Consider the following 21646-nt stretch of genomic DNA (forward strand, 5'->3'; position numbering starts at 1 on the left):
AACTTGCCGTGCATCCTACGGACGGGAGGGGGCGCGGGCGATACCCGGTCGGAAGGACAGCGCGGAAGCCAGTATCCTGGTGCGGACGGGGCCATAGCTCAGTTGGTAGAGCGCTGTCTTTGCATGGCAGATGTCAGGGGTTCGACTCCCCTTGGCTCCACGTCGAGAAGCTCCCCCGACCTGCGGAAACGCGGGCGGGGGAGCTTTTTCGCGTGGGCGCGCGGACGCCTCGGGGGCGGGGCCCCGGGCGCCTGGGACCGCGGGGGTATCCCGGGGGTACGCCGGTGCCCGGTGCGTCGGGCGGCAGGACCCCGGGCGGCCGGTCGGTACCCGGTGACGCACTGGCGACGGGGAAGGAGGGAGGACCGGTCGCGCCCGGAACCCCGTCAGGTGTTCTTGCAGCTCCTGCTGCCCTGAGCACAGCCGGGTGGCTCCGGGCGGTTGCGGGCGGCGCCGTAACGGGCGCTGCTCCAGGGGGCGGTGAAGTCGTACGTCGTCAACTTGCAAGCGGTTCGAGGGTTTTACACTCGATCGAGTGATGGTCCGGGGGTGGCGCAGCGCCACCCACAGGGACGCTGCCTATGCTTACGGGCCGATTTCCCGGACTCCTACGGTCACAAGGTCATACGTGAGGGCACCGATGGCACCGCACAGCGACGAGAGCGCCGGCGCGCTGACGTGCGCTCACGGGGAAGAGATCCCCAGCGGCACGGTGCGCTGTCGCGCCGGGGGCGGCAGCGGGGGCGGTACGACCGTGGTGGAGCTGTGCGGGGAGATCGATCTCGCCGTCGTGGTGGCCACCACCCCGCAGCTCTACGCGCTGACCGCCACGCCCACTCCCCGGCTCGTCGCCGACCTGCGGCCCGTGACGTTCATCGACTGCAGCGGGCTGGCCCTCCTGGTGGACATCCGCGCCCGGGTGCTGGCCGGCGGTGGGGTGTTCACGCTCGTGTGCACCGACGAGCGGGTGCTGCGGCTGCTGCGGATCACCGGGCTGACCGACACCCTCGACCCGGTGCCGGCGTTCCCGGACACCAGGACCGGGCGGGACGCCGGGAGCGGACGGCACACCGCGGCCGGTGCGGACACCGGGGCCGGACAGGCCCAGGGGCGGGAGACCTGACCAGGTCTCCCGCCCCTTCCCGTCGGCGTCGGCGACCGCGCGGCCGCCCGGCTCCTGCGGTCACTTCTCCCGGCGCTCGTCGGCCTCGGCCTTGTCCTTCATGTCCTGTTTGTCCTGCCTGTCCTGCTTGGCCTGCACCTCAGGGTCCAGCCTGCTCTCCCCGCTGTCGGCGGCCGGCGAACCGTTCACGCTGGTCAGCGGTGCCCGGTCACCCACCTCCGTGGCGGCCGGCGGCTCGACCAGCCAGTCCGGGTTCGCCTGCCGGTCCCACCAGCGCCAGGCGGCATAGGCGCCGCCCGCGATCAGGCCGACGAGGCCCGCGCGCCAGACGAACCGGCCGGTGCGGGAGCGCCGGCGGCGACGGCGCGAGAGCTTCTCGATCTCCTCGGCCGTCACCTGACCGCGCAGCGCGGCCACCGCGGCGGCACCGCGCTGCAGCGCCTCCTCACGCGCCGGTGCGGTGGCGACGCGCACGTCCGTCACCGCGTTCTCGAGGCGCGGTCCGGCGTAGTCGGCCGCCTTGCGGGCTGCCTTGCGGGTGCGCTTGGCGGCCCGGCCCGCGGCCTTGTCGACCTCGTCCGGGAGGGCGTCCCATGCCTGGGCGACCCGGGGGCCGACGTACTGCTCGTATCCTTCGCGTGCGGTGTGCCGAGCCTGCTCGGCGGCCTTGGCGACCTTGGGCCCCAGGCGCGCGCCGGCTTCCTGTGCGTAGCGCGCGGCGGTGTCCTTGGCCTGGCCGGCGTGGGGCTTCACCACCTCCGCTGCGTGGCGCACGTTCTCCTTGGTGGTGCCGGTCGCGGCGCGCACGCTTTCCTTGGCGGTCACGGTTCCTCCTCTTCGGTGGCTCATGACGTGGGGCAGTCTCTCCGAAAACGGAGGACAGGAAGTCGTTTTTCCACCCCTTTCCAAGATCATGCCTGGCAGTCCGCTACCGGGTACCCACGAGACGGCATCCGGGTCAGCCTGTGTCCACGAAGTCCGTGGGAGGATCGGGGAAGCCGACGCAGACGGACGGGAAGGTAGAACGTGGCCGAGCAGCTCTTCGCCACTGTACGGACCAGCCAAGGCGACATCCGGCTCCGGCTCTTCCCGAACGAGGCCCCCGTCACCGTCCGGAACTTCGTCGAGCTCGCCGAGGGTTCCCGCGAGTGGACGCACCCGGCCACCGGGGAACGGACCTCGGACCGGCTGTACGACGGCACCGTCTTCCACCGGGTCATCAGCGGCTTCATGATCCAGGGGGGCGACCCGCTGGGCAACGGCACCGGCGGCCCGGGGTACGCGTTCGACGACGAGATCCATCCGGACCTGGCCTTCACCAAGCCCTATCTGCTGGCCATGGCCAACGCGGGCCCGGGCACCAACGGCTCGCAGTTCTTCGTCACACTGGCCCCGGCCACGTGGCTGACGGGGCAGCGCACCATTTTCGGCGAGGTCGCCGACGAGGCCGGCAAGAAGGTGGTGGACGCCATCGGGGGCACCCGCGTCAACCCGCGCACGGAGCGCCCGGTTCAGGACGTGGTGGTCGACTCCGTGGTGATCGAGCGCGGGTAGTCCCGGACGGCGGAGCCCCGGACGGGAGAGAGCGAGCCGGGAACGTACGGTTCCGCCTGTGCGTATTCAGGGCGGGCGGGATCGTGTGTGGGGGACACTGGAGGGGTGAGCGTGGCGCAGGACGGACAGCCCGGGGGCGGGGCGGAGCGGGATGAACAGCCCAAGGGCGGTGCGGCCCCCGACGGCGGTGCGGAGCCCGGAAACGCGGCGGGGCCTCGGGACGGGGCCGACCAAAAGGCGGTCCGGCACTGCTACCGGCACCCCGACCAGGAGACCGGTATCTCGTGCGTGCGGTGCGAGCGGCCGATCTGCCCGCAGTGCATGGTGCCGGCCTCGGTGGGCTTCCAGTGCCCGGAGTGCGTCCGGACGGGCTCGGGCACCGGGCACGGTCCGGGGGCGAACCGGCCGCGCACCATCGCCGGCGGCACGGTGACGGCCGATCCGAAGCTGGTCACCAAGGTGCTGATCGGCATCAACGTGGCCCTCTTCATCGCGGTGCAGGCGGTGGGCAACCGGCTGCTGGACAAGCTGTTGCTGTTCGGGCAGGCGGTGACGGAGCCGTACGGGCCGCTGGAGGGCGTGGCCGAGGGGCAGTGGTACCGGCTGCTGACCTCGATGTTCCTGCACCAGGAGATCTGGCACATCCTCATGAACATGCTGGGGCTGTGGTTCCTGGGGCCGCCGCTGGAGGCGGCGCTGGGGCGGGCCCGCTTCCTGACCCTGTATCTGGTCTCCGGGCTCGGCGGTGGCGCGGTCACCTATCTGCTGGCGTCTCCGCAGCAGGCCTCGCTGGGGGCCTCCGGTGCGGTCTTCGGCCTGTTCGGGGCCACGGCGGTGCTGATGCGGCGGCTGCGGTACGACATGCGGCCGATTCTCGTCCTGCTGGCGATCAACCTGGTCTTCACCTTCACCTGGAAGAACATCGCCTGGGAGGCGCACGTCGGCGGCCTGGTGGCGGGCCTGGTGCTGGCGTACGCGATGGTGCACACGCCCCGCTGGGGACACCTGCCGGACGGGGGCCGGAAGCGGCGGGCGCTGGTGCAGTACGGGACGGCGGCACTGCTGCTGGTCGTGATCGCCGTGCTGCTCGTGGTGCGTACGCTCCAGCTCACCTGAGCCCCGAGTTTTCCACAGCGTGTGCGGATCTTGTGTACGGTGTGGCACACCCGTCCGAGTTTTCGGTCAGGTGTGCGTTTCCCTTGGGATTACTGGCCGAACGGGTCTTCGTGCGTGACCCGTCCGGTCACATCGGCGTCAACACCCGGAAAGTTATCCACAGATCTTGTGAGTTATCCAAGGCTGTGGATCAGCCTGTGGATAACTCTTATTTCCACTGGGTGGAGACCACGAAGCCGGTCGCGATGAAGCCGAAACCGACGACGATGTTCCAGTTGCCGAGAGCCTCGACGGGCAGCCTGCTGCTTGTGACGTAGAACACCACGATCCAGGCCAGGCCGATGCCGAACATCGCCAGCATCAGTGGCGCCACCCACCGGCGGCCACCGCCGCCACGGAGATCGATGGTGGTGGCCTTCTTCTCCGGCGGGGGCGTGAAGTCCGCTTTCTTTCGGATACGTGACTTCGGCACGAGAGACTCTCCTGTCGATGCGCTGCTGACCGCCGTACGGCCCACGGGGACGTGGTCCGTTAGCGTAGTGCTTTCCCAGGGCGGAGGGAGACCAGGGTACGGTGACCAGATTCCATCTCCGGCCTGCCCGGCTGGCCGCCATAGGCGTGTTCGCCCTGGCAGGCCTCATCTTCTGGATCAGTTTCAACACCGCGCAAGGCACGAACCTGCGCAGCGACTCCTCGATGCTACGGCTGAGCGACCTCATTCAGGAACGCAGCCGGCAGAACGCCCAGCTCGACAACCAGGCCGCCGGCCTGCGGCGCCAGGTCGACAACCTCGCCCGCCGTGACGACGGCAGCACCAAGGGTGAGGACCGCGAGCTGGACTCCCTCGAACAAGGCGCCGGTCTGCGCAAGGAGAAGGGCGAGGGCCTGACCGTCACCCTCGACGACGCTCCCGGCAACGCCACGGCGAAGGTCCCCGGGCTGCCCGACCCCGAGCCCAACGACCTGGTCATCCACCAGCAGGACCTGCAAGCCGTCGTCAACGCCCTGTGGAAGGGCGGTGCCAAGGGCATCAAGGTGATGGACCAGCGGCTGATCTCCACCAGCGCCGTGCGCTGCGTCGGCAACACCCTCATCCTGCAGGGCCGCGTCTACTCGCCGCCGTACACCGTCAGCGCCGTCGGGGACCGGGAGAAGCTGCACAAGGCGCTCCGCTCCGCGCCCGCCATCCGCAACTACCTCGAATACGTGGACGCCTACGGCCTCGGCTGGAAAGTCGAGGAGCACAAGGCGATGACTCTTCCGGGTTACTCCGGCACAGTGGATCTCCGGCAGGCCGAGCCCGTGGACTGAGGCCGCCGGGGGCGGGGGCCCCGGCAGGCGGTGGGGAGTGAGGGCGCGTGGCGTTACGGGTGGTCGTACGGAGCCTCAGCGAACTGTGCATCACCGTCGGCGTGCTGATCGTGCTGTTCGTCGCCTACCTCCTCTACTGGACCGGGTTACGGGCCGACAGCGCCTCGGACGACGAGATCGCCCGCCTGCACAGGCAGTGGGCCGCGGGTCCGGTGCACCACGGCGGCCGGAGCGGGCAGGGGGCCGACCGCGACGGACCGGCGGACGGCGGGCGGGAGAACGGCCTGGCCGGCGGCGACAGCGGCGACAGCGTCGGCCGGGAGACGGGGACGGCAGCTTCGGCCGACCACCGCGGCGGAGCCTCCTTCGCCGTCATGTACATCCCGCGCTTCGGCAAGGACTGGTCCAAGCCCGTGCTGGAGAACACCGCGACGACCACGCTCCGCAAGGGGCTGGGCCACTACACGCGCAGCGCGTACCCCGGGGCGAAGGGAAACTTCGCCGTCGCCGGGCACCGCCGCACCTACGGCGACCCGTTCAAGGACTTCCCCCGGCTGCGCCCCGGCGACCACGTCGTCGTCAACGACGGCGCCACCTGGTACACGTACACGGTCACCACGCGTCCCTACCGCACGCTGCCCGGCGACACCGGGGTCCTCGACGCGGTACCCGACCCGGTCGACGCGCAGGCCACGCCCTTCGACCGGCCCGGTCGGTACCTCACCCTCACGACCTGTGACCCGGAGTGGGGAAGCAGCCACCGGCTGATCTCCTGGGGGCGGCTGGACGCGACGCGGCCGGCGTCCGAGGGGAAGCCGGAGGCGCTCACCCGGTGAGCCCCCCGAGGCCGTACCCTGACGCCGTACTCTGGGGTGGGCCCACAGGCGCGGGCCGGACGGACGCGGGGGAACGCGTAAGACGCGACGGAAGCGGACACCGGCGCAGCGCGGGAGGAGAGAGGACGACATCGCGGTATGTACGGCTGGATCTGGCGGCATCTGCCGGGCAACGTGTACGTGCGCACACTGATTTCGGCGGCGCTGGTGGCCGGCGTCGTCTTTCTGTTGTTCCAGTACGTCTTCCCGTGGGCGGAGCCGCTGCTGCCGTTCAACGACGTGACGGTCGACGGCGCCGCGGAACCGTTCGGCAGCTTTGTCACCACCCCGCTGGGAGGCGTGGCATGAGCGCCCGCGTACTGGTCGTCGACAACTACGACAGCTTCGTCTTCAACCTCGTCCAGTACCTCTATCAGCTCGGCGCCACCTGCGAGGTCGTCCGCAACGACGAGGTCGAGCCCCGGCACGTCGCGGGTGCCGCCTCCGCGCACGGGGGCCGGGAGGGCGCCTTCGACGGTGTGCTGCTCTCCCCCGGCCCCGGCGCACCCGAGGAAGCCGGAGTCTGCATCGACATGGTGCGGCACTGCGCCGAGCGCGGGCTGCCCGTCTTCGGTGTCTGCCTGGGCATGCAGTCGATGGCCGTCGCCTACGGCGGCGTCGTCGACAGGGCGCCGGAACTGCTGCACGGCAAGACCTCCGTCGTCTCCCACCGGGGCGAGGGCGTCTTCGCCGGCCTGCCCTCCCCCTTCACCGCCACCCGCTACCACTCGCTGGCCGTACGCCCCGGCACGGTGCCGGACGAGCTGGAGGTCACCGCCTGGACCGCCCCCGGCGGCGAGGTCGTCGACGGCGGCGACCTGGTGATGGGCGTACGCCACCGCGAACTCCCCGTCGAAGGGGTCCAGTTCCACCCCGAGTCGGTCCTCACCGAATGGGGCCACCTGATGCTGGCCAACTGGCTGGTGCAGTGCGGCGACACCGACGCCGTGGAGCGGTCCCAGGGGCTGACGGGGGTGCCGCGGGCCGCCGGGCTGGGGACGGTCACCGGGTGACGACCGGCCACGGCGAGGGCGCCGGGGGCGGTCGGGCGCGGTCCGGGGAACGGTACGGCCACGCGGGGTCGGGGCACGAGCCCGGCCGCGACGCCGGACACGAGCCGGGCCACGACACCGGGTACGACCCGTACCGGGCGGCCATCGACGCCCTCGCCGACCCGCTCAACGACCCCCTGCCGGGCCAGCGCTCCGCCCCCGCACCCGGGCAGGGCGCCGCGCCCACGGCAGCCATGCAGGACCCTCTTCCCGGACAGGAGCCCGTCACCGCGCGCGGGCCCGCGGCGGCGTCGTACGGGCCCGGGAGCGCTCCGGCGTCGTACCACGGGGCGGATGCGGCCGGCGTGGACCACGAGGCGCCGTCCTGGTGGTTCGGGGCCGACCCGCAGGAGCCCCGGCACGAGGCCGGGAAGCCGGAGCCTCAGCCGACGCCGCAGGCGTACGGGAACCAACCGGGGCACGGGCGACCGGTGTACGAGGCCCCGGCGTACGGCGCGGAGGCGTACGCGGCGCAGCAGTCGCACGAGGCGGACCCGACGTACCGGCAGCAGGCCCAGGGGCCGCAGCAGTACGCGGCACCGGTGACCGAGCCCGAGCCCGCGCCCGCGCAGGCCCCCGTGCGGGAGGCGGCAGCGCCGCAGACCGCGCGTACCGTGCCCGGGCCGGGGGAGGAAGGGCCCAGCACCCTCAAGCTCCGCTCGCCGCGCCGGCGGGAGGCCGCGGCGGCGGTGGCGGCGGTGGTGCGGACCGAGCGTCCGCCCGGCCCCTCACGGTTGGAGGCCCGCAGGGCTGCACGGGCCCTCAAGCCGGGTCCCGGCATCATCGCCAGCCGCGCCATCGGCGAGGTCTTCATCACCTGTGGCGTGCTGATGCTGCTCTTCGTGGCCTACCAGTTGTGGTGGACGAACTTCCGGGCCGACCAGCAGGCGGGCGGTGCCACGGACAAGCTGCACGCGCAGTGGGACAAGCACAAGCCGGGCAAGGGCATCGACCCGGAGCGCAGGCCCGGAGCCTTCAAGCCGGGCGAGGGCTTCGCCGTCATCCACCTTCCGAAGATCGGCATCACCGCGCCGATCGCCCAGGGCGTCTCCAAGACGCAGGTGCTGGACAAGGGGATGGTGGGCCACTACGACAAGGCACCGCTGAAGACGGCGATGCCCTGGGACGCGAAGGGCAACTTCGCCCTCGCCGGGCACCGCAACACCCACGGCGAGCCGTTCCGCTACATCAACCGGCTCCAGACGGGCGACGTCGTCGTGGTGGAGACCCAGTCGAAGTACTACACCTACCGGGTCACGCGGCAACTGCCGTCCACGTCCCCTTCGGACACGGGGGTGATCGATCCGGTTCCGCCCAAGTCGGGGTTCACGGAGCCCGGACGCTACGTCACGCTGACCACGTGCACCCCGGAGTTCACATCCAAGTACCGTCTGATCGTCTGGGGCAAAATGGTGGACGAACGTCCCCGCAGCAAGGGCAAGCCCGACGCGCTCGTCGACTGACAGCCGTCGGTGGCGGCGCCCGGCAGTGCGCCCTGGGGGGAACCAGCGATACGGCGGCGGAGCGGCGGAGGCGGCACAAGTGACCGACAGCAAGCGGGAGTCCGCGGGGCCGACCGCGGATCGCGGGGGGCCCGCCGAGGGCTCCACCCCGGACTCCGCCCGGCTTCCCGGCCCCACCCCACCGGCCGACCCCGCGAAGGATACCGGCTCGGGGGCCGAAGGCTCCGCCCAGGAGCCCGGCTCCGAGGCTGCCGACTCCGCGCAGAAGTCCGGCTCCGCGGCTGCCGACTCCGCCCAGGAGTCCGACTGCGAGGCCGCGGTCCCCGCGGAGGGCGGAGAGCGGCGGAGGGGAAGGGTGGCTGCCGCGGTGGGGGTGTTCGGAGAGCTCCTGATCACCGCGGGCCTGGTGCTCGCCCTGTTCGTCGTCTACTCGCTGTGGTGGACCAACGTCCTCGCGGACCGGCATGCCAGGAAGGAGGGCGACCGGGTGCGCGAGCACTGGGCCGCCGACCGCGGGCCCGGAAACCTGGACACCCGCGACGGCATCGGCTTCCTGCACGTGCCGTCGATGTCGGAGAAGGACGTGCTGGTCAAGAAGGGCACCGATCCCAAGGAGCTGAACCAGGGCATCGCGGGCTACTACACGAAGCCCACCAGGTCGGCCCTGCCGCAGGACCAGTCGGGCAACTTCTCCCTCGCCGCGCACCGCGACGGGCACGGCGCGAAGTTCCACGACATCGACAAGGTCCACAAGGGTGACGCGGTCGTCTTCGAGACGAAGAACACCTGGTACGTGTACAAGGTCTTCAAGACCCTGCCGCAGACGTCGAAGTACAACGTGGACGTGCTCGACGCGGTACCCGAGGGCTCGGGCCGCAAGGAGCGGGGCCGCTACATCACGCTGACGACCTGCACGCCCGTCTACACCTCGAAGTACCGCTACGTCGTGTGGGGCGAACTGGTCCGCACCGAGGACGTCGACGAGGACCGTACGCCCCCCGAGGAACTGCGCTGACCGCACACGGCGGCCGTGCGCAGCTCCTGCGGCGTGACGGGGTGTGACCCGGCGGCGCGAGCGCGGCCGCTCAGTGGCGGCCCCAACCGCCGATGATCCCGCCGTCGTCGCCCCCGTCGTCCCCCTCGCCCGGGCCGCCCGGGCGGGTCATCACGGTGACCTTGTCGCCCTTCTTGCCCTGCGAGTTGGCGGACGGACTGGTGCCGACGACGATCGCGTCGTCGTCCTGCGGGCCCGTCACCTTGTCCACGGTGAACCCGGCGTCCGAGAGCGCCGACTTGGCGTCACCCAGCTTCTGGTTGGTGACGTCGGGCACGGTGGCCGGCTGGTCGTCGGGCGCCTTGGCGACGGTCAGGCTCACCGTGGTGCCCTCGGCCTGCTTGGTGCTGCCGCCGGGGTCCTGGCGCAGCACCGTGCCCGCGGACTTGGTCTCGTCCTCCTCCTCGGACTTGGAGACCTTGAAGCCGAGCGATTCGAGCTGCTGCTTGGCCTTGTCGAAGGGCTGGTCGACGACGTTGGGCACGGTCGGCCGGGATTCGGTGGCGACCGTGAGGGTCACCTTGGTGCCCTTCTTGCGCTTCTCGCCGCCGCTCGGGTCCTGGGACAGCACGGTGCCGGCCGACTGCTGGGACTCCTGCTGCTTCTTGCCGACCTTGAAGCCCGCCTCGCTGAGCTTCTGCTTGGCGTCGGCGAAGACCTCACCCTTGACGTCGGGCACCTCGCGGGGCGCCTGGTCCTGCGGGCCCTTGGACATGATGAGGGTGACGGAGGTGTCGGGGTCGACCTTCTTGCCACCGGCGGGATCCGTCTTGCAGACGGTGCCCTTCTTCTGGTCGCACCACTCGCTCTGGCCCTTGTCGGCCTTGAGCCCGGAGTTCTCCAACTGCTGGGTGGCCTCGGAGGCGGAGAGCCCCGCGACGTCCGGCACTTCCGGATTGTTGTCGGGCGAGCCGATCAGCGCCTTGCCGATGAAGATCGCGCCGACCAGCACGAGGATCACGGCGAGCGCCAGCAGGATCGTCGACAGCGGGTTCTTGCCCTTGCGGCGCCCGCGCTGCTCGTCGTAATAACCGCCGTCCTCCGGGCGCATCGGCGGCAGCATGGAGGTCTGCGGCTCCTGCGCGTGCAGCGCCGTGGTCGGCTGGTCCTCGGGGTAGCCGCCGTAGCCGCCGGCCATCGCGGTGGCGGCGACGGGCTGGCCGTCGAGGCAGGCCTCGATGTCGGCCCGCATCTCATCGGCGCTCTGGTAGCGGTAGTCCGGGTCCTTGACGAGCGCCTTCATCACGATCGCGTCCATGGCGGGCGTGATCTCGGGGTCGAAGGCGCTGGGCGGCTGCGGCTCCTCCCGTACGTGCTGGTAGGCGACGGCGACGGGGGAGTCCCCGACGAAGGGGGGGCGTACCGTCAGCAGTTCGTACAGCAGGCAGCCGGTGGAGTAGAGGTCGGAGCGGGAGTCGACGGCCTCGCCCTTGGCCTGCTCCGGGGAGAGGTACTGCGCCGTACCGATGACGGCGGCCGTCTGCGTCATCGTCATGCCCGAGTCGCCCATGGCGCGGGCGATGCCGAAGTCCATGACCTTCACCTGGCCGGTGCGGGTCAGCATGACGTTGGCGGGTTTGATGTCGCGGTGGACGATGCCGTTGCGGTGGCTGTACTCCAGGGCCTGGAGGATGCCGGTGGTCATCTCCATGGAGCGCTCGGGCAGCAGCTTGCGCCCGGAGTGCAGCAGCTCCCGCAGGGTGGAGCCGTCCACGTATTCCATGACGATGTACGGGATGGAGACCCCGTCGACGTAGTCCTCGCCGGTGTCGTAGACGGCGACGATCGCCGGGTGGTTGAGCGAGGCGGCCGACTGGGCCTCACGGCGGAAACGGGCCTGGAACGAGGGATCGCGGGCCAGGTCGACGCGGAGCGTCTTGACCGCGACCGTGCGCCCCAGCCGGGTGTCCTGGGCGAGGTAGACCTCGGCCATGCCTCCCCGGCCGAGCACCGAGCCCAGCTCGTACCGGCCGCCTAGGCGACGCGGCTCTTCCATAGTCTCCAGCCCTCTCCGGTCTTCCGTGCCGCGGCGCGTGGAACTCCCCCCAGCCTTCGGCCGGACGGTGCCCCAGGCTTGCGACACGGCGGTGTGCTGCTCGGCATACGGTACCCGCCACAGGTTGCGCGCCTGGTGTGGCCGTGGTGACCGGGCTCACCTCATGCTGCTGGTCGGTGTCACCGCTTCTCGTCGAGGACGGCTTCCATCACGCTCTTCGCGATCGGGGCGGCCAGCTTGCCGCCCGCGATGTCGTCGCGGAGTGTGTTGGAACTCTCCACCACTACAGCGACGGCGACGGGAGATCCGTCACTCGTCTTCGCGTACGAGATGAACCAGGCGTACGGGTTGTCCTTGTTGTCCTCACCGTGCTGGGCGGTACCGGTCTTGCCACCCACGGTGACGCCCGGGATCTTGCCCGCGGTTCCGGTGCCCTTCTCGACCACCGTCTCCATCGCCGACTGGAGCTTCTGCGCGTTCTCGGAGGAGACGGGCTGGCTCAACTCCTTCGGCTTGGTCTGCTCGACGGTGTTGAGGTTGGGCGCGACCAGCTTGTCCATCATGTAGGGCTTCATCAGCTTGCCGTCGTTGGCCACGGCCGAGGCGACCATCGCCATCTGCAGCGGCGTCGCGCGGTTGGAGGCCTGACCGATGCCCGCCTGCGCGTTCTGCGGAGGGGTGTCCTTCGGGTAGACGCTCTTGGCGGGGCGCACCGGCGTTTCCAGATCCGGGTCCATCGGGCCGCCCTCGCCCTCGATGCCCTGCTTGAAGCCGAACTTCTCGGCTTCCTCGATCATGCCCTTGTTGCTGATCTCGTCGGACATCTTGGCGAACACGGTGTTGCAGGACCACTGGAGGGCCACCCGGATGCTGGCGTTCTTGCACTGCGGGATGTTGCCCTCGTTGCCGAGGTCCTTCTGCGTGCCCGGCAGCCGGTAGGGGTCGGGCGAGTCGGTCTTGGAGTCGACGTCGTAGTTGCCGCTCTCCAGCCCGGCGGCGGCGGTGACGACCTTGAACGTGGAGCCCGGCGGATAGGTCTGGCGCAGCGCCCGGTTGAGCATCGGGTCGCTGTCGTCGCTCTTCTTCTGCAGCGCGGTCCAGGCGTTGCTGTCCTTCTTGCTGTTCCCGGCGAAGGCGGACGGGTCGTAGGACGGCTTGTTGGCCAGGGCCAGGATGGCGCCCGTGCTCGGGTCGATCGCGGCGACCGCGCCCTTCTTGTCCCCGAGCCCGTCGTAGGCCGCCTTCTGCGCCTTGGCGTTCAGCGTGGTGACGACGTTGCCGCCCTTCTGCGGCTTACCGGTGATCATGTCGATGGTCCGGTTGAAGAACAGCCGGTCGTCGTCGCCGGTGAGGATCGGGTCGTACAGCTTCTCCAACTGGCTGGCGCCGAACGCCTGTGAGGCGTAGCCGGTGACCGGCGCCCACATCTGGCCGTCCTTGTAGGTGCGCTTGTACTTGAAGTCGGTGCCGTCGGTGGCCGCCGAGCCGGTGACCGACTTGCCGTCCACGACGATGTTGCCGCGCGGCTGGGCGTACCGCGCGATGGAGACCCGTCGGTTCTTCGTGTCGTTCTTGAGCTCGTCGGCCTGGACGAACTGGACCCAGTTCGTCCTCACCAGCAGGGCCATCACCAGCAGACCGCAGAAGATCGCGATCCGGCGCAGGGGCTTGTTCACGGGCGGACCACCTGTGTCATCTCGGCGTCGGGTGAGGGGGCCGGGGCGGGCGCGGGGCGGCGGGCGGTGTCGCTGATGCGGATGAGGATGCCGACCAGCATCCAGTTGGCGATCACGGACGAGCCGCCGGAGGCGAGGAACGGCATGGTCATACCGGTCAGCGGGATCAGCCCCATCACGCCGCCGGCGACGACGAAGACCTGGAGCCCGAAGGCGCCGGAGAGGCCGACGGCCAGCAGCTTGCCGAACGGGTCGCGTGCGGCCAGCGCCGTACGGACGCCGCGCTCGACGATCAGCCCGTAGAGCAGCAGGACGGCCATCATGCCCGTCAGGCCCATCTCCTCGCCGACCGTGGCGAGGATGAAGTCGGAGTTGGCGGCGAAGCCGATCAGGTCGGAGTTGCCCTGGCCCCAGCCGGTGCCGAGCACCCCGCCGGAGCCGAACGCCCACAGGGCCTGGGCGATCTGGTCGCTCTGCGCCATCGTCTTCTCGGCGAAGGGGTGCAGCCAGGCCTGGACACGGTCCTGGACGTGCGGCTCGAACGTGGCCACGACGGTGGCGCCGCCGGCCGACAGCAGCAGGCCGAAGACGATCCAGCTGGTGCGCTCGGTCGCGACGTACAGCATGATCACGAAGAGACCGAAGAAGAGCAGCGAGGTGCCCAGGTCGGTCTCGAAGACCAGGATCATCAGGCTGAGCGCCCAGATGACCAGGATCGGCCCCAGGTCGCGTCCGCGGGGCAGGTACAGCCCCATGAAGCGGCGGGAGGCCAGGGCGAGCGCGTCCCGCTTCACCATCAGGTAGCCCGCGAAGAAGATCGCGATGATGATCTTGACGAACTCACCGGGCTGGAGGTGGACGGGGCCGAGGTTGACCCAGATCCGGGCGCCGTTGACCGGGGAGAAGAACACCGGCAGGACCAGCAGCACCAGGCCCACGGCCATCGAGATGTAGGTGTAGCGCTGGAGTACCCGGTGGTCCTTGAGGAACAGCAGGATCGCCACGAACAGCGCCAGCCCGATCGCCGAGTACATGAGCTGCTTGGGCGCGTCCGGGGTGAAGGAGCCGAAGAGGTACTCGGCGCGCTGGTGCAGCCGCTCCGACTGGTCCAGCCGCCAGATGATCACCAGTCCGAGCCCGTTGAGCAGCGTGGCCAGCGGCAGCAGCAGCGGGTCCGCGTAGGGCGCGTACCGGCGCACCACCAGGTGTCCGACACCTGCCAGCAGCACCATGCCGAAGCCGTAACCGAGCATGCCCGAGGGCAGCTTGTCGTTGATCGCCAGGCCCACGTTGGCGTAGGCGAAGACCGGGATCAGCACGGCGAAGATCAGCATCGCCAGCTCGGTGTTCCGGCGGCTGGGCAGGCCGCCGGAGGACACGGTGGTGTTGCTGCCCGTGGTGGTGGTGAGGTTGCTCATGCCTGTGCCGCCCCCTACGGCGCGGTGCACTGCTTGGCCAGGTCCTGCTGCTTCCCCGTGAGCTTGGGGCTCGGTGACGGGGAGCCGGAGGCGGCGCCAGTGGTGTCGTCGTTGGTGGAGCCGGAGGTGAAGGCGGTGCGGGTCGCGGTGCCGGCGCCGGTGTTCCCCGCACCGGTTCCCGCGGTGCCGTTGCCGGCGCCCCCGTCGCGGGTGGCGTCACCGGGCAGGTTCTGCTCGTCCTTGCGCTGCTTCTCGGAGTCGCCGCCGGACTTGCCGTTCTTGTCCTTGCTGTCCTTGTCGCCCTTGCCGCCCTTGTCGTGATCCTCGGGCTGCTTCTCGCGGTCGGCGACGATGCGGCAGACCTCGGCCTGCTCGTCCAGCTCGGCGAGCTTGTCCTTGGCCTCGCTGCGGCTGCTCAGGGCGATGGTCTCCTTGAGCTGGTTGCGCTGGAAGCTCGCCAGGTACTTGAGTTCGATGTCGGAGCGGTCCTGGTCGACCTTGTGCAGGGAGACGCCGACCAGCTCCTGGTTGATGCCCCGGTAGAGGGCGACGTGGTCGCCGTTGGCGCCGACGTAGTACTGGGTCTGCGTCCAGCGGTAGCCGCCGTACAGCCCCCCGCCGACCACGGCCAGCGCCAGCACGATCCACAGCGAGCGCTTGACCCACCTGCCCTTGCCGCTCTTGCCGGGCTTGGTGAAGTCCTCGTCGGTGAACGGGCCGAAGGAGCCCGCCGGTGCGGCCGGGTCGCCGTGCGGCGGGCCGAAGCCCTCCGCGCCGCCCGGCTGCCCCTGCGGCGGCACTGCCGGGCTGCGGCCCAGCTCGGCCGCGCGGGAGGCCGGGGTGCTGCCGCTGCCCAGCGGCTGCTGCGTCTCGGCCACGGCGCCGACGATGACGGGGGTGTCGTTGAGCTGCGTGTGCAGGGTGTCGTCGTCGTTGATGGCGCCGACGTCCAGGACATCGGCCACGATGCAGGTGATGTTGTCGGGGCCGCCGCCGCGCAGCGCCAACTGGATCAGCGCCTGCACGGTCTCCTGCGGGCCCTGGTAGCCGGCCAGCGTCTCCTCGATCGTCTGGTGGGAGACGACGGCGGACAGCCCGTCCGAGCACAGCAGATAGCGGTCCCCGGCGCGCACCTCGCGGATCGACAGGTCGGGCTCGACGTGGTCACCGCTGCCCAGCGCGCGCATCAGCAGGGAGCGCTGCGGGTGGGTGGTGGCCTCCTCCTCGGTGATGCGGCCCTCGTCCACCAGCCGCTGCACCCAGGTGTGGTCCTGCGTGATCTGGGTCAGTTGACCCTCGCGCAGCAGGTAGGCGCGCGAGTCGCCGACGTGGACGAGGCCGAGGCGCTGGCCCGTCCACAGCAGCGCGGTCAGCGTCGTTCCCATGCCCTCGAGCTGCGGGTCCTCCTCGACCATCAGCCGCAGCTGGTCGTTGGCGCGCTGCACCGTCGTGCCGAGGGAGGTGAGGATGTCCGAGCCGGGGATGTCCTCGTCGAGCTGGACCATCGCGGAGATCACCTCGGAGGAGGCGACCTCGCCGGCGGCCTGGCCGCCCATGCCGTCGGCGACCGCGAGCAGCCGGGGACCGGCGTAGCCGGAGTCCTCGTTGTGCTCGCGGATCATGCCGTCGTGTGATCCGGCGGCAAAGCGCAGTGACAGGCTCATGCGCACCTCGCCCGTCGGCTCCGGGTACATCCGCACGGTGCCCACCCTCCGGTCGTCATGTCGGTACTACTTCCGCAGCTCGATGACCGTCTTGCCGATGCGGATCGGCGCTTCGAGCGGGATCGGCGTCGGTGTGGTGAGCCGGGTCCGGTCGAGGTACGTGCCGTTGGTCGACCCGAGGTCCTCGACGATCCACCTGCCGTCACGGTCCGGGTAGATCCTGGCATGCCGGGACGAGGCGTAGTCGTCGTCCAGCACGATCGTGGAGTCGTGCGCGCGGCCCAGGGTGATGGTCTGCCCCTGGAGGGCCACGGTGGTGCCGGTCAGCGACCCCTCGGACACCACCAGCTTGCTGGGGGTGTTCCGCCCGCCGCCGCGTCCGCCGCGTGCCCGCCGGCCGCCGTCCTGCGGGGGACGCTGGGGCTGGGCCCGCTGCTGGGGGCGCTGTGCCTCGGCACGGCGCGCGGTGCGCTGCGTCACCCTGGTGCCGAACAGGTCACTCCTGATGACCTGGATGGACACGATGACGAACAGCCACAGTACGGCGAGAAACCCCAACCGCATGACCGTGAGGGTCAGCTCTGACATTGCCCCCGCTTCACCCTTCGGCTTGCCGGTAAATGATCGTCGTACTGCCCACGACGATGCGTGAGCCGTCGCGGAGCGTAGCGCGCTGTGTGTGCTGTCCGTCCACCACGATGCCGTTCGTGGAGCCCAGATCCTGGATGGAGGAGGGGCTGCCCGCACGGATCTCGCAGTGCCGGCGGGAGACTCCGGGGTCGTCGATCCGCACGTCGGCCTCCGTGCTGCGGCCGAGCACCAGCGTCGGACCCGAGATCTGGTGCCGGTTGCCGTTGATCTCGACCCAGCGCCGCGTCTCGGCACCCGGCAGCGGCCCGGCCGAGCCGGCCGGGCCCGGCGCGTACGCGGGCGGCGAGGAGGGCGCGGGCGGGGCGGCAGCGGGGCGGGGAGGGTAGCCGTAGCCGCCCGGGGGGCCGTTCCCTGCGGCCCCGCCCGGGGCCTGCCGCTCCGGCGCCTGCGGCTGGGACGTGCTGGAGGCCAGGGTGCGGCTGCGCACCCGGTAGAGCCCGGTGTCCAGGTCGTCGGCCTTCTCCAGGTGGACCTTGACCGGGCCCATGAACGTGTAGCGCTGCTGCTTGGCGTAGTCCCGCACCATGCCGGCGAGTTCGTCGCCGAGCTGACCCGAATAGGGGCTCAGCCGCTCGAAGTCGCCCGGACTCAGCTCGACGATGAAGTCGTTGGGGACGACCGTGCGCTCACGGTTCCAGATGGTGGCGTTGTTGTCGCACTCGCGCTGGAGGGCGCCCGCGATCTCGACGGGTTGTACCTCGGACTTGAACACCTTCGCGAAGGTGCCGTTGACGAGACCTTCGAGTCGCTGCTCGAACCGCTTCAGAACTCCCACGACGCACCTCCTTCCCAGATGCTCTCGGACCTAGCCGACCCGGCCGGCTCCGTCTCCGCTTCCCAGTGTCCCCCGGCATGCGGGCACAGTGCTCCCGCGGTACTGCTTACTGATCGTATCCACGCGCGGGGAAATCGCCTGGTTCCCCACCACAGGCCGGTGCTCAAGTGTTGCCGCTCACAGTGGTTCCGCGCGCGTCCTCCCGCCTCGGCTGCCGTACCGCCCTACAGCGTCGCACGGATCGCTGTGTTCCTGTACTGACTCCCGCCGGGGCGGCTCGAAGCCCCCGGTGGGGCGGCCCGTGCTTCCGCCGGGGGGCGGTACGGGGCAGCGGCCGGGGCGGTGTGGCGGGGTGCCCGATACGGATGTGAGTCCACCCCGCTCGGCGTGCTAATCTTCTGGATGTCGGCAGGCGCCCGCACCGGACGCGAACGACAACACCCAATGCGCGGGTGGCGGAATAGGCAGACGCGCTGGATTCAGGTTCCAGTGTCCGAAAGGACGTGGGGGTTCAACTCCCCCCTCGCGCACACAGAAGCACCGACGGAACGGTCCGCATCGTGATCACGATGCGGACCGTTTTGTTGTTCCCCGTGGAACGGTGCACGTGACCAGGCGTGCGCGAAGGGTCACCCTCAACTGTGAGCCGGGAGTGGCCCGGGCTGCCGTCAGACCAGGCCGGCCAGTGTGAGGCAGAGCACGAGCGGTACGCCCATGGCCACGGCCCCGACGACCATCACTGCCACGGTCCACAGGAGGGAGCGGAACAGCACCCCCAGGCAGGAGTGCGCGCGGGCTTTTTCCGGCCACAGGCGCTCCCCGGCCTTGCGGGAGACGCGGACGCGGCCGGAGGGCGCCCTCCCGACGGCCTGTGCGATGGCCTGGTCCACGGAGTCGTCGGCGCCCGGGCGAGGAGCCGGTACGGCGAGTCGGACGCCGTGCTCGTCGGTGAGCAGCAGCCGGTCCAGCGAGTGGCCGTTCCGGCCGGTCACCTCCAGATGCCCGACCTTGGTCAGCCGGTCCAGGTCCACGGTGCGGCGGCCGAAGAGAGTGCGGGCGCTCAGCAGCCGGCCCCGCTGTGCGAGCTGCCACGAGGCGGTGGCGCCGAGGTGAGCCGGGATCGCGGCGAAGGGGGTGAAGAAGGCCACGGAGCACAGGCCGTCACCGGTAACTCCCGTCCGCACCAGGAGCCCCGGCAGGACGACCATGGCCACGGTGAGCAGACAGGTCGCGGCCAGGGCGTACCACCGGGCAGGTCGTCCCTGGCCGGGCCTGCACGGGGCGTCGGTCGTGGACATGATCCGGCACCGTACCCGCCTCTTCCCCGTCCCGCAGCGGGTTTCTCCCGGGCCGCCCGGACCGTGGGGCCGCCGGTGCGCAACAGCAGAGCGAAGGCCCCGTCGGGGGGCCGACGGGGCCTTCGTGGTGTTGTCGTGCGCGGCTTCGTGACGTCCGTGGAGGGTGCGCCGGGTGTCGGGTAGGTCACACGCCGGCGGCGCGTGCGGTCCGCATCCGCGGGCGCCCGCTCCGCAGTTGACGGCGAGCCGGCCGGCGGGGCGCCGGGGCGGGGGACGGTCGCTGCGCGGCAGTGGTCGAGCGGCGGTGGCGGTGGGGTGCCCGTCAGTCGGCGAACCGGGCGGCCAGGGTCTTGCCCCGGAGTTCGGCTGCCTCGTGGGCCTGGGCGCGGGACGACTTGGCCTTGTCGACGAGGTCCGCCATGGCGGGGTTGCCCTCGGCCAGGGTCAGCTCGGGGACGATGTACTCGACGTCCAGCCCGAAGCCGGACTCGCCCAGCACCTTCTCCAGGTACGTCAGGACGAACTCGAAGCTCTCGCGGGGCGTACCGGGGCCGTAGCCGCCGCCGCGGCTGGCGACGACGGTGGTGGGCTTGCCGGCGACGGTCGTCGTGGGGGCGCCGCTGGTACGGCCCATGACGATCACGTGGTCCAGCCACGCCTTCAGTGTGGAGGGGATCGTGAAGTTGTACATCGGAGCGCCGATCAGCACCGCGTCGGCGGCCTCGAACTCGTTCACCAGCTCCTCGCGGAGCGCGAAGGCCGCGGCCTGCTCCGAGGTGTGCTCCGCCGGGTCGATGAAACCGGCCGCGGCGGCGGCGCCCTCCAGGTGCGGGACCGGGGCGGTGCCCAGGTCGCGGTAGATCACCTTGCCGTCCGGGTGCTCGGCCTCCCATGCCTTGCGGAAGGAGGCGGCGACGTCGCGGGAGACGGATGCCTCGTGCGGAAACACGGACGAGTCGAGGTGCAGGAGGGTGGCCATGGGGGGCTCCTAGGGCTTCATAAGCAGGGGAACTTTCCGACGTAACTATGTATAGCACAGTCACTTACTTTTCTGCACTACCTTGTGTCGGCGCAGTAGCATGGGGGCATGTCAGAGCCCGGAAAGCTCGATCTCCCGCCTCCCCCGGACTGCGACGGTCCGGCCGCCGCTACCTGTACCGAGCCCGAGAGCGCCATCACCCGCGTCTTCCAGCTGCTGGGCAAGCGCTGGACGGGGCTCATCCTGGCCGCGCTGATGAGCGGCCCCGGCCACTTCGCCGAGCTGCGCCGTGCCGTGCCCGGCATCAGCGAGCGCATGCTCTCCGACCGGCTGACCGAGCTCGCCGCCCTCGGGCTGGTCTGCCGCGCCGTCCAGGAGGGTCCGCCTCTGCGGGTCAGCTACAGCCTCACCGGCTCCGGGCACGCGCTGCGGCCCGCCATGGTGGAGCTCACCCGCTGGGCCGACGCGCACCTGACGGGCGCGGCCGGCACCTGCCCGGAGGCGTTCCGTGAGTGATTCCGTGAGTCCGTGAGTGAGTCCGTGAGTGGTTCCGTGGGCGAGCAGCACGGGCGGCGGTCGTAGGGTGGAGGCGATGAACGCCAACTCCCGCGCCCAGGCCGACGCCCGCCAAGAACCCGGTACCGAGCGGCTGGAGAAGGCCGTGCGCGCCGCGGAGACCGCGCTGATCGAGTACGAGATCGCGGTCGAGACCTTCCGCGTGGAGGTGGAGAACTTCTCGCGGCTGCACCACCAGCGCCTCGGCCCGGTCTACGCCCGGCTCGACGAGCTCGACGCGCAGATCGCCGAGGCCGTCGCCGCCCGCACCGGGGACCCGGAGGACATCCGCAGGGCCGACGAGAAGCGCGGCGCCGTCCTGCCCATGCCCCAGGTCGACGCGCTGCTCTCCGGCTGGATCGACTCCTCCGGCATGCCTCCCGAGGCCCAGGCCATGCTCAACGAGCAGCCCGTCAGCCCGCCGAGCCGGGTCCGGCCCAGCGAGGAGACCCGCAAGGCCTACCGCGACCTCGTCCGCAAGGTCCACCCCGACCTCGCCCAGGACGAGGCCGAGCGCGAGCGGCGTGAGGCGTTTCTCGTCCGGGTGAACAAGGCGTACGCGGACGGGGACGCGTCGGCGCTCACCGCCCTCGCCGAGGAGTGGGAAGCCGGCCCGCTGCCCGAGCCCGTGGCGGAACTGCTGCGCAGCGAGGAGCTCTACGCACGCCTGGAGTGGCTCGCCCGGCGCAAGGAGATGCTCGCGCAGGTGGCCGCCGAACTGGAGGAGAGCGCGATCGGCGCGATGCTGAAGCTGGCGCCCGACGACCCCGACGCGCTGCTGGAGGAGATCGCCGAGCAGTTGCACGGGCAGGTGGCCGAGCGTGAAGCGGAGCTGGCCCGCCTGCGCGAGCAGCCGCACGACTGACGCGGTGGCGCCGCGCCGTCCCTCGGCCCGGCCGTCCGTGACCCGCGGCCCGTGGGACGGCAAGCTGTGGCCGGGATGCCTGGGGTGACCGGCCGCTCACGGTGACCGGTCGGCCGACGTGGTGGAGCGGACCGGAAGCAGGACCGGGACACCGGCACGAAGCAGGACACAGGCGTGAAGCAGGACACGAGCGTGAAGCAAGAACGAGACGCAGGACCGAC

Annotated in this window: 21 protein-coding genes and 2 tRNA genes; 13 read left to right on the plus strand and 10 right to left on the minus strand. The window is 70.8% G+C overall.

The genetic code is table 11. The features are described from left to right. The first annotated feature begins 87 nt into the window (after positions 1–87). Both H297_RS0126210 and H297_RS38545 read left to right on the plus strand, forming a co-directional pair. Positions 88–160 (plus strand) — tRNA-Ala (locus tag H297_RS0126210). 480 nt (positions 161–640) lie between these two features. Then, positions 641–1123 (plus strand): anti-sigma factor antagonist, encoded by a 483-nt coding sequence (locus tag H297_RS38545; protein WP_051352194.1) that lies wholly within the window; start codon positions 641–643, stop codon positions 1121–1123. 60 nt (positions 1124–1183) lie between these two features. On the opposite strand, the gene H297_RS0126220 is transcribed toward H297_RS38545, so the two are convergent. After that, positions 1184–1948 carry a DUF5324 family protein gene (locus tag H297_RS0126220; RefSeq protein ID WP_027739466.1) on the minus strand — a complete coding sequence of 255 codons (765 nt, stop codon included), beginning with the start codon at positions 1946–1948 and terminating at the stop codon, positions 1184–1186. Between the two features lie 201 nt (positions 1949–2149). Between H297_RS0126220 and H297_RS0126225 the strand changes: the two genes are divergently transcribed. Together H297_RS0126225 and H297_RS0126230 are read left to right on the plus strand one after the other, a co-directional pair. Continuing rightward, entirely contained in the window at positions 2150–2677 is a 528-nt protein-coding gene (locus H297_RS0126225) for a peptidylprolyl isomerase (protein ID WP_027739467.1), read from the plus strand. A gap of 105 nt (positions 2678–2782) precedes the next feature. Further along, positions 2783–3793: a rhomboid family protein gene (locus H297_RS0126230; RefSeq protein WP_051352195.1), complete on the plus strand. Its 1011-nt coding sequence runs from the start codon at positions 2783–2785 to the stop codon at positions 3791–3793. Between the two features lie 208 nt (positions 3794–4001). On the opposite strand, the gene crgA is transcribed toward H297_RS0126230, so the two are convergent. Beyond that, positions 4002–4265 carry a cell division protein CrgA gene (crgA, locus tag H297_RS0126235; RefSeq protein WP_027739469.1) on the minus strand — a complete coding sequence of 88 codons (264 nt, stop codon included), beginning with the start codon at positions 4263–4265 and terminating at the stop codon, positions 4002–4004. Between the two features lie 101 nt (positions 4266–4366). On the opposite strand from crgA, the gene H297_RS0126240 reads away from it, so the two are divergent. The 6 genes from H297_RS0126240 (at position 4367) to H297_RS38555 (ending at position 9509) form a co-directional block, all read left to right on the plus strand. After that, entirely contained in the window at positions 4367–5104 is a 738-nt protein-coding gene (locus tag H297_RS0126240) for a DUF881 domain-containing protein (RefSeq protein WP_027739470.1), read from the plus strand. A 47-nt stretch (positions 5105–5151) separates the two neighbouring features. Beyond that, on the plus strand, positions 5152–5940 hold the full coding sequence (locus H297_RS0126245; RefSeq protein ID WP_027739471.1) for a class E sortase: 789 nt from the start codon (positions 5152–5154) through the stop codon (positions 5938–5940). Positions 5941–6078: 138 nt separating this feature from the next. Next, complete coding sequence (locus H297_RS0126250; RefSeq protein WP_027739472.1) at positions 6079–6288, plus strand: hypothetical protein; 210 nt, start codon at positions 6079–6081, stop codon at positions 6286–6288. Further along, entirely contained in the window at positions 6285–6992 is a 708-nt protein-coding gene (locus H297_RS0126255) for an aminodeoxychorismate/anthranilate synthase component II (protein WP_027739473.1), read from the plus strand. Before H297_RS0126250 ends, H297_RS0126255 begins: the two co-directional genes overlap by 4 nt. Continuing rightward, the gene (locus tag H297_RS40830) at positions 6989–8494 is read left to right on the plus strand and encodes a class E sortase (protein ID WP_078514622.1); all 1506 of its coding nucleotides are present in this window, start codon (positions 6989–6991) and stop codon (positions 8492–8494) included. The genes H297_RS0126255 and H297_RS40830 overlap by 4 nt, the downstream gene beginning before the upstream one ends. Positions 8495–8849: 355 nt before the next feature. Next, positions 8850–9509 (plus strand): class E sortase, encoded by a 660-nt coding sequence (locus tag H297_RS38555; protein ID WP_027739474.1) that lies wholly within the window; start codon positions 8850–8852, stop codon positions 9507–9509. Positions 9510–9579: 70 nt separating this feature from the next. Here the strand turns inward: H297_RS38555 and pknB are convergent, their stop codons facing one another. From pknB to H297_RS0126295, 6 genes are all read right to left on the minus strand, one after another. Continuing rightward, positions 9580–11544, minus strand: coding sequence for a Stk1 family PASTA domain-containing Ser/Thr kinase (gene pknB / locus H297_RS0126270; protein ID WP_027739475.1), 1965 nt, complete (start codon positions 11542–11544; stop codon positions 9580–9582). Between the two features lie 179 nt (positions 11545–11723). Then, positions 11724–13220, minus strand: coding sequence for a peptidoglycan D,D-transpeptidase FtsI family protein (locus tag H297_RS0126275; RefSeq protein WP_027739476.1), 1497 nt, complete (start codon positions 13218–13220; stop codon positions 11724–11726). After that, positions 13217–14638 (minus strand): FtsW/RodA/SpoVE family cell cycle protein, encoded by a 1422-nt coding sequence (locus tag H297_RS0126280; RefSeq protein WP_027739477.1) that lies wholly within the window; start codon positions 14636–14638, stop codon positions 13217–13219. The genes H297_RS0126275 and H297_RS0126280 overlap by 4 nt, the downstream gene beginning before the upstream one ends. 14 nt (positions 14639–14652) lie before the next feature. Next, a complete protein-coding gene (locus H297_RS0126285; protein ID WP_486589676.1) occupies positions 14653–16302 on the minus strand; it encodes a Stp1/IreP family PP2C-type Ser/Thr phosphatase in 1650 nt (549 codons plus the stop codon). Positions 16303–16368: 66 nt separating this feature from the next. Further along, positions 16369–16890 (minus strand): FHA domain-containing protein FhaB/FipA, encoded by a 522-nt coding sequence (locus tag H297_RS0126290; protein WP_027739479.1) that lies wholly within the window; start codon positions 16888–16890, stop codon positions 16369–16371. Between the two features lie 10 nt (positions 16891–16900). Next, positions 16901–17728, minus strand: a complete 828-nt coding sequence (locus tag H297_RS0126295; RefSeq protein ID WP_027739480.1) for a DUF3662 and FHA domain-containing protein — start codon at positions 17726–17728, stop codon at positions 16901–16903. 446 nt (positions 17729–18174) lie between these two features. Here H297_RS0126295 and H297_RS0126300 point away from each other — a divergent pair. After that, a tRNA-Leu gene (locus H297_RS0126300) sits at positions 18175–18258 on the plus strand. Positions 18259–18396: 138 nt separating this feature from the next. On the opposite strand, the gene H297_RS0126305 is transcribed toward H297_RS0126300, so the two are convergent. Together H297_RS0126305 and H297_RS0126310 are read right to left on the minus strand one after the other, a co-directional pair. After that, positions 18397–19026, minus strand: a complete 630-nt coding sequence (locus tag H297_RS0126305) for a hypothetical protein (RefSeq protein ID WP_027739481.1) — start codon at positions 19024–19026, stop codon at positions 18397–18399. A gap of 322 nt (positions 19027–19348) precedes the next feature. Further along, the gene (locus tag H297_RS0126310) at positions 19349–20005 is read right to left on the minus strand and encodes an NAD(P)H-dependent oxidoreductase (RefSeq protein WP_027739482.1); all 657 of its coding nucleotides are present in this window, start codon (positions 20003–20005) and stop codon (positions 19349–19351) included. A 108-nt stretch (positions 20006–20113) separates the two neighbouring features. Between H297_RS0126310 and H297_RS0126315 the strand changes: the two genes are divergently transcribed. Together H297_RS0126315 and H297_RS0126320 are read left to right on the plus strand one after the other, a co-directional pair. Further along, the gene (locus H297_RS0126315; protein WP_051352196.1) at positions 20114–20521 is read left to right on the plus strand and encodes a winged helix-turn-helix transcriptional regulator; all 408 of its coding nucleotides are present in this window, start codon (positions 20114–20116) and stop codon (positions 20519–20521) included. A 76-nt stretch (positions 20522–20597) separates the two neighbouring features. Continuing rightward, positions 20598–21425 carry a hypothetical protein gene (locus H297_RS0126320; RefSeq protein WP_027739484.1) on the plus strand — a complete coding sequence of 276 codons (828 nt, stop codon included), beginning with the start codon at positions 20598–20600 and terminating at the stop codon, positions 21423–21425. Positions 21426–21646 lie beyond the last annotated feature (221 nt).

The organism is Streptomyces sp. CNT360 (assembly GCF_000424785.1).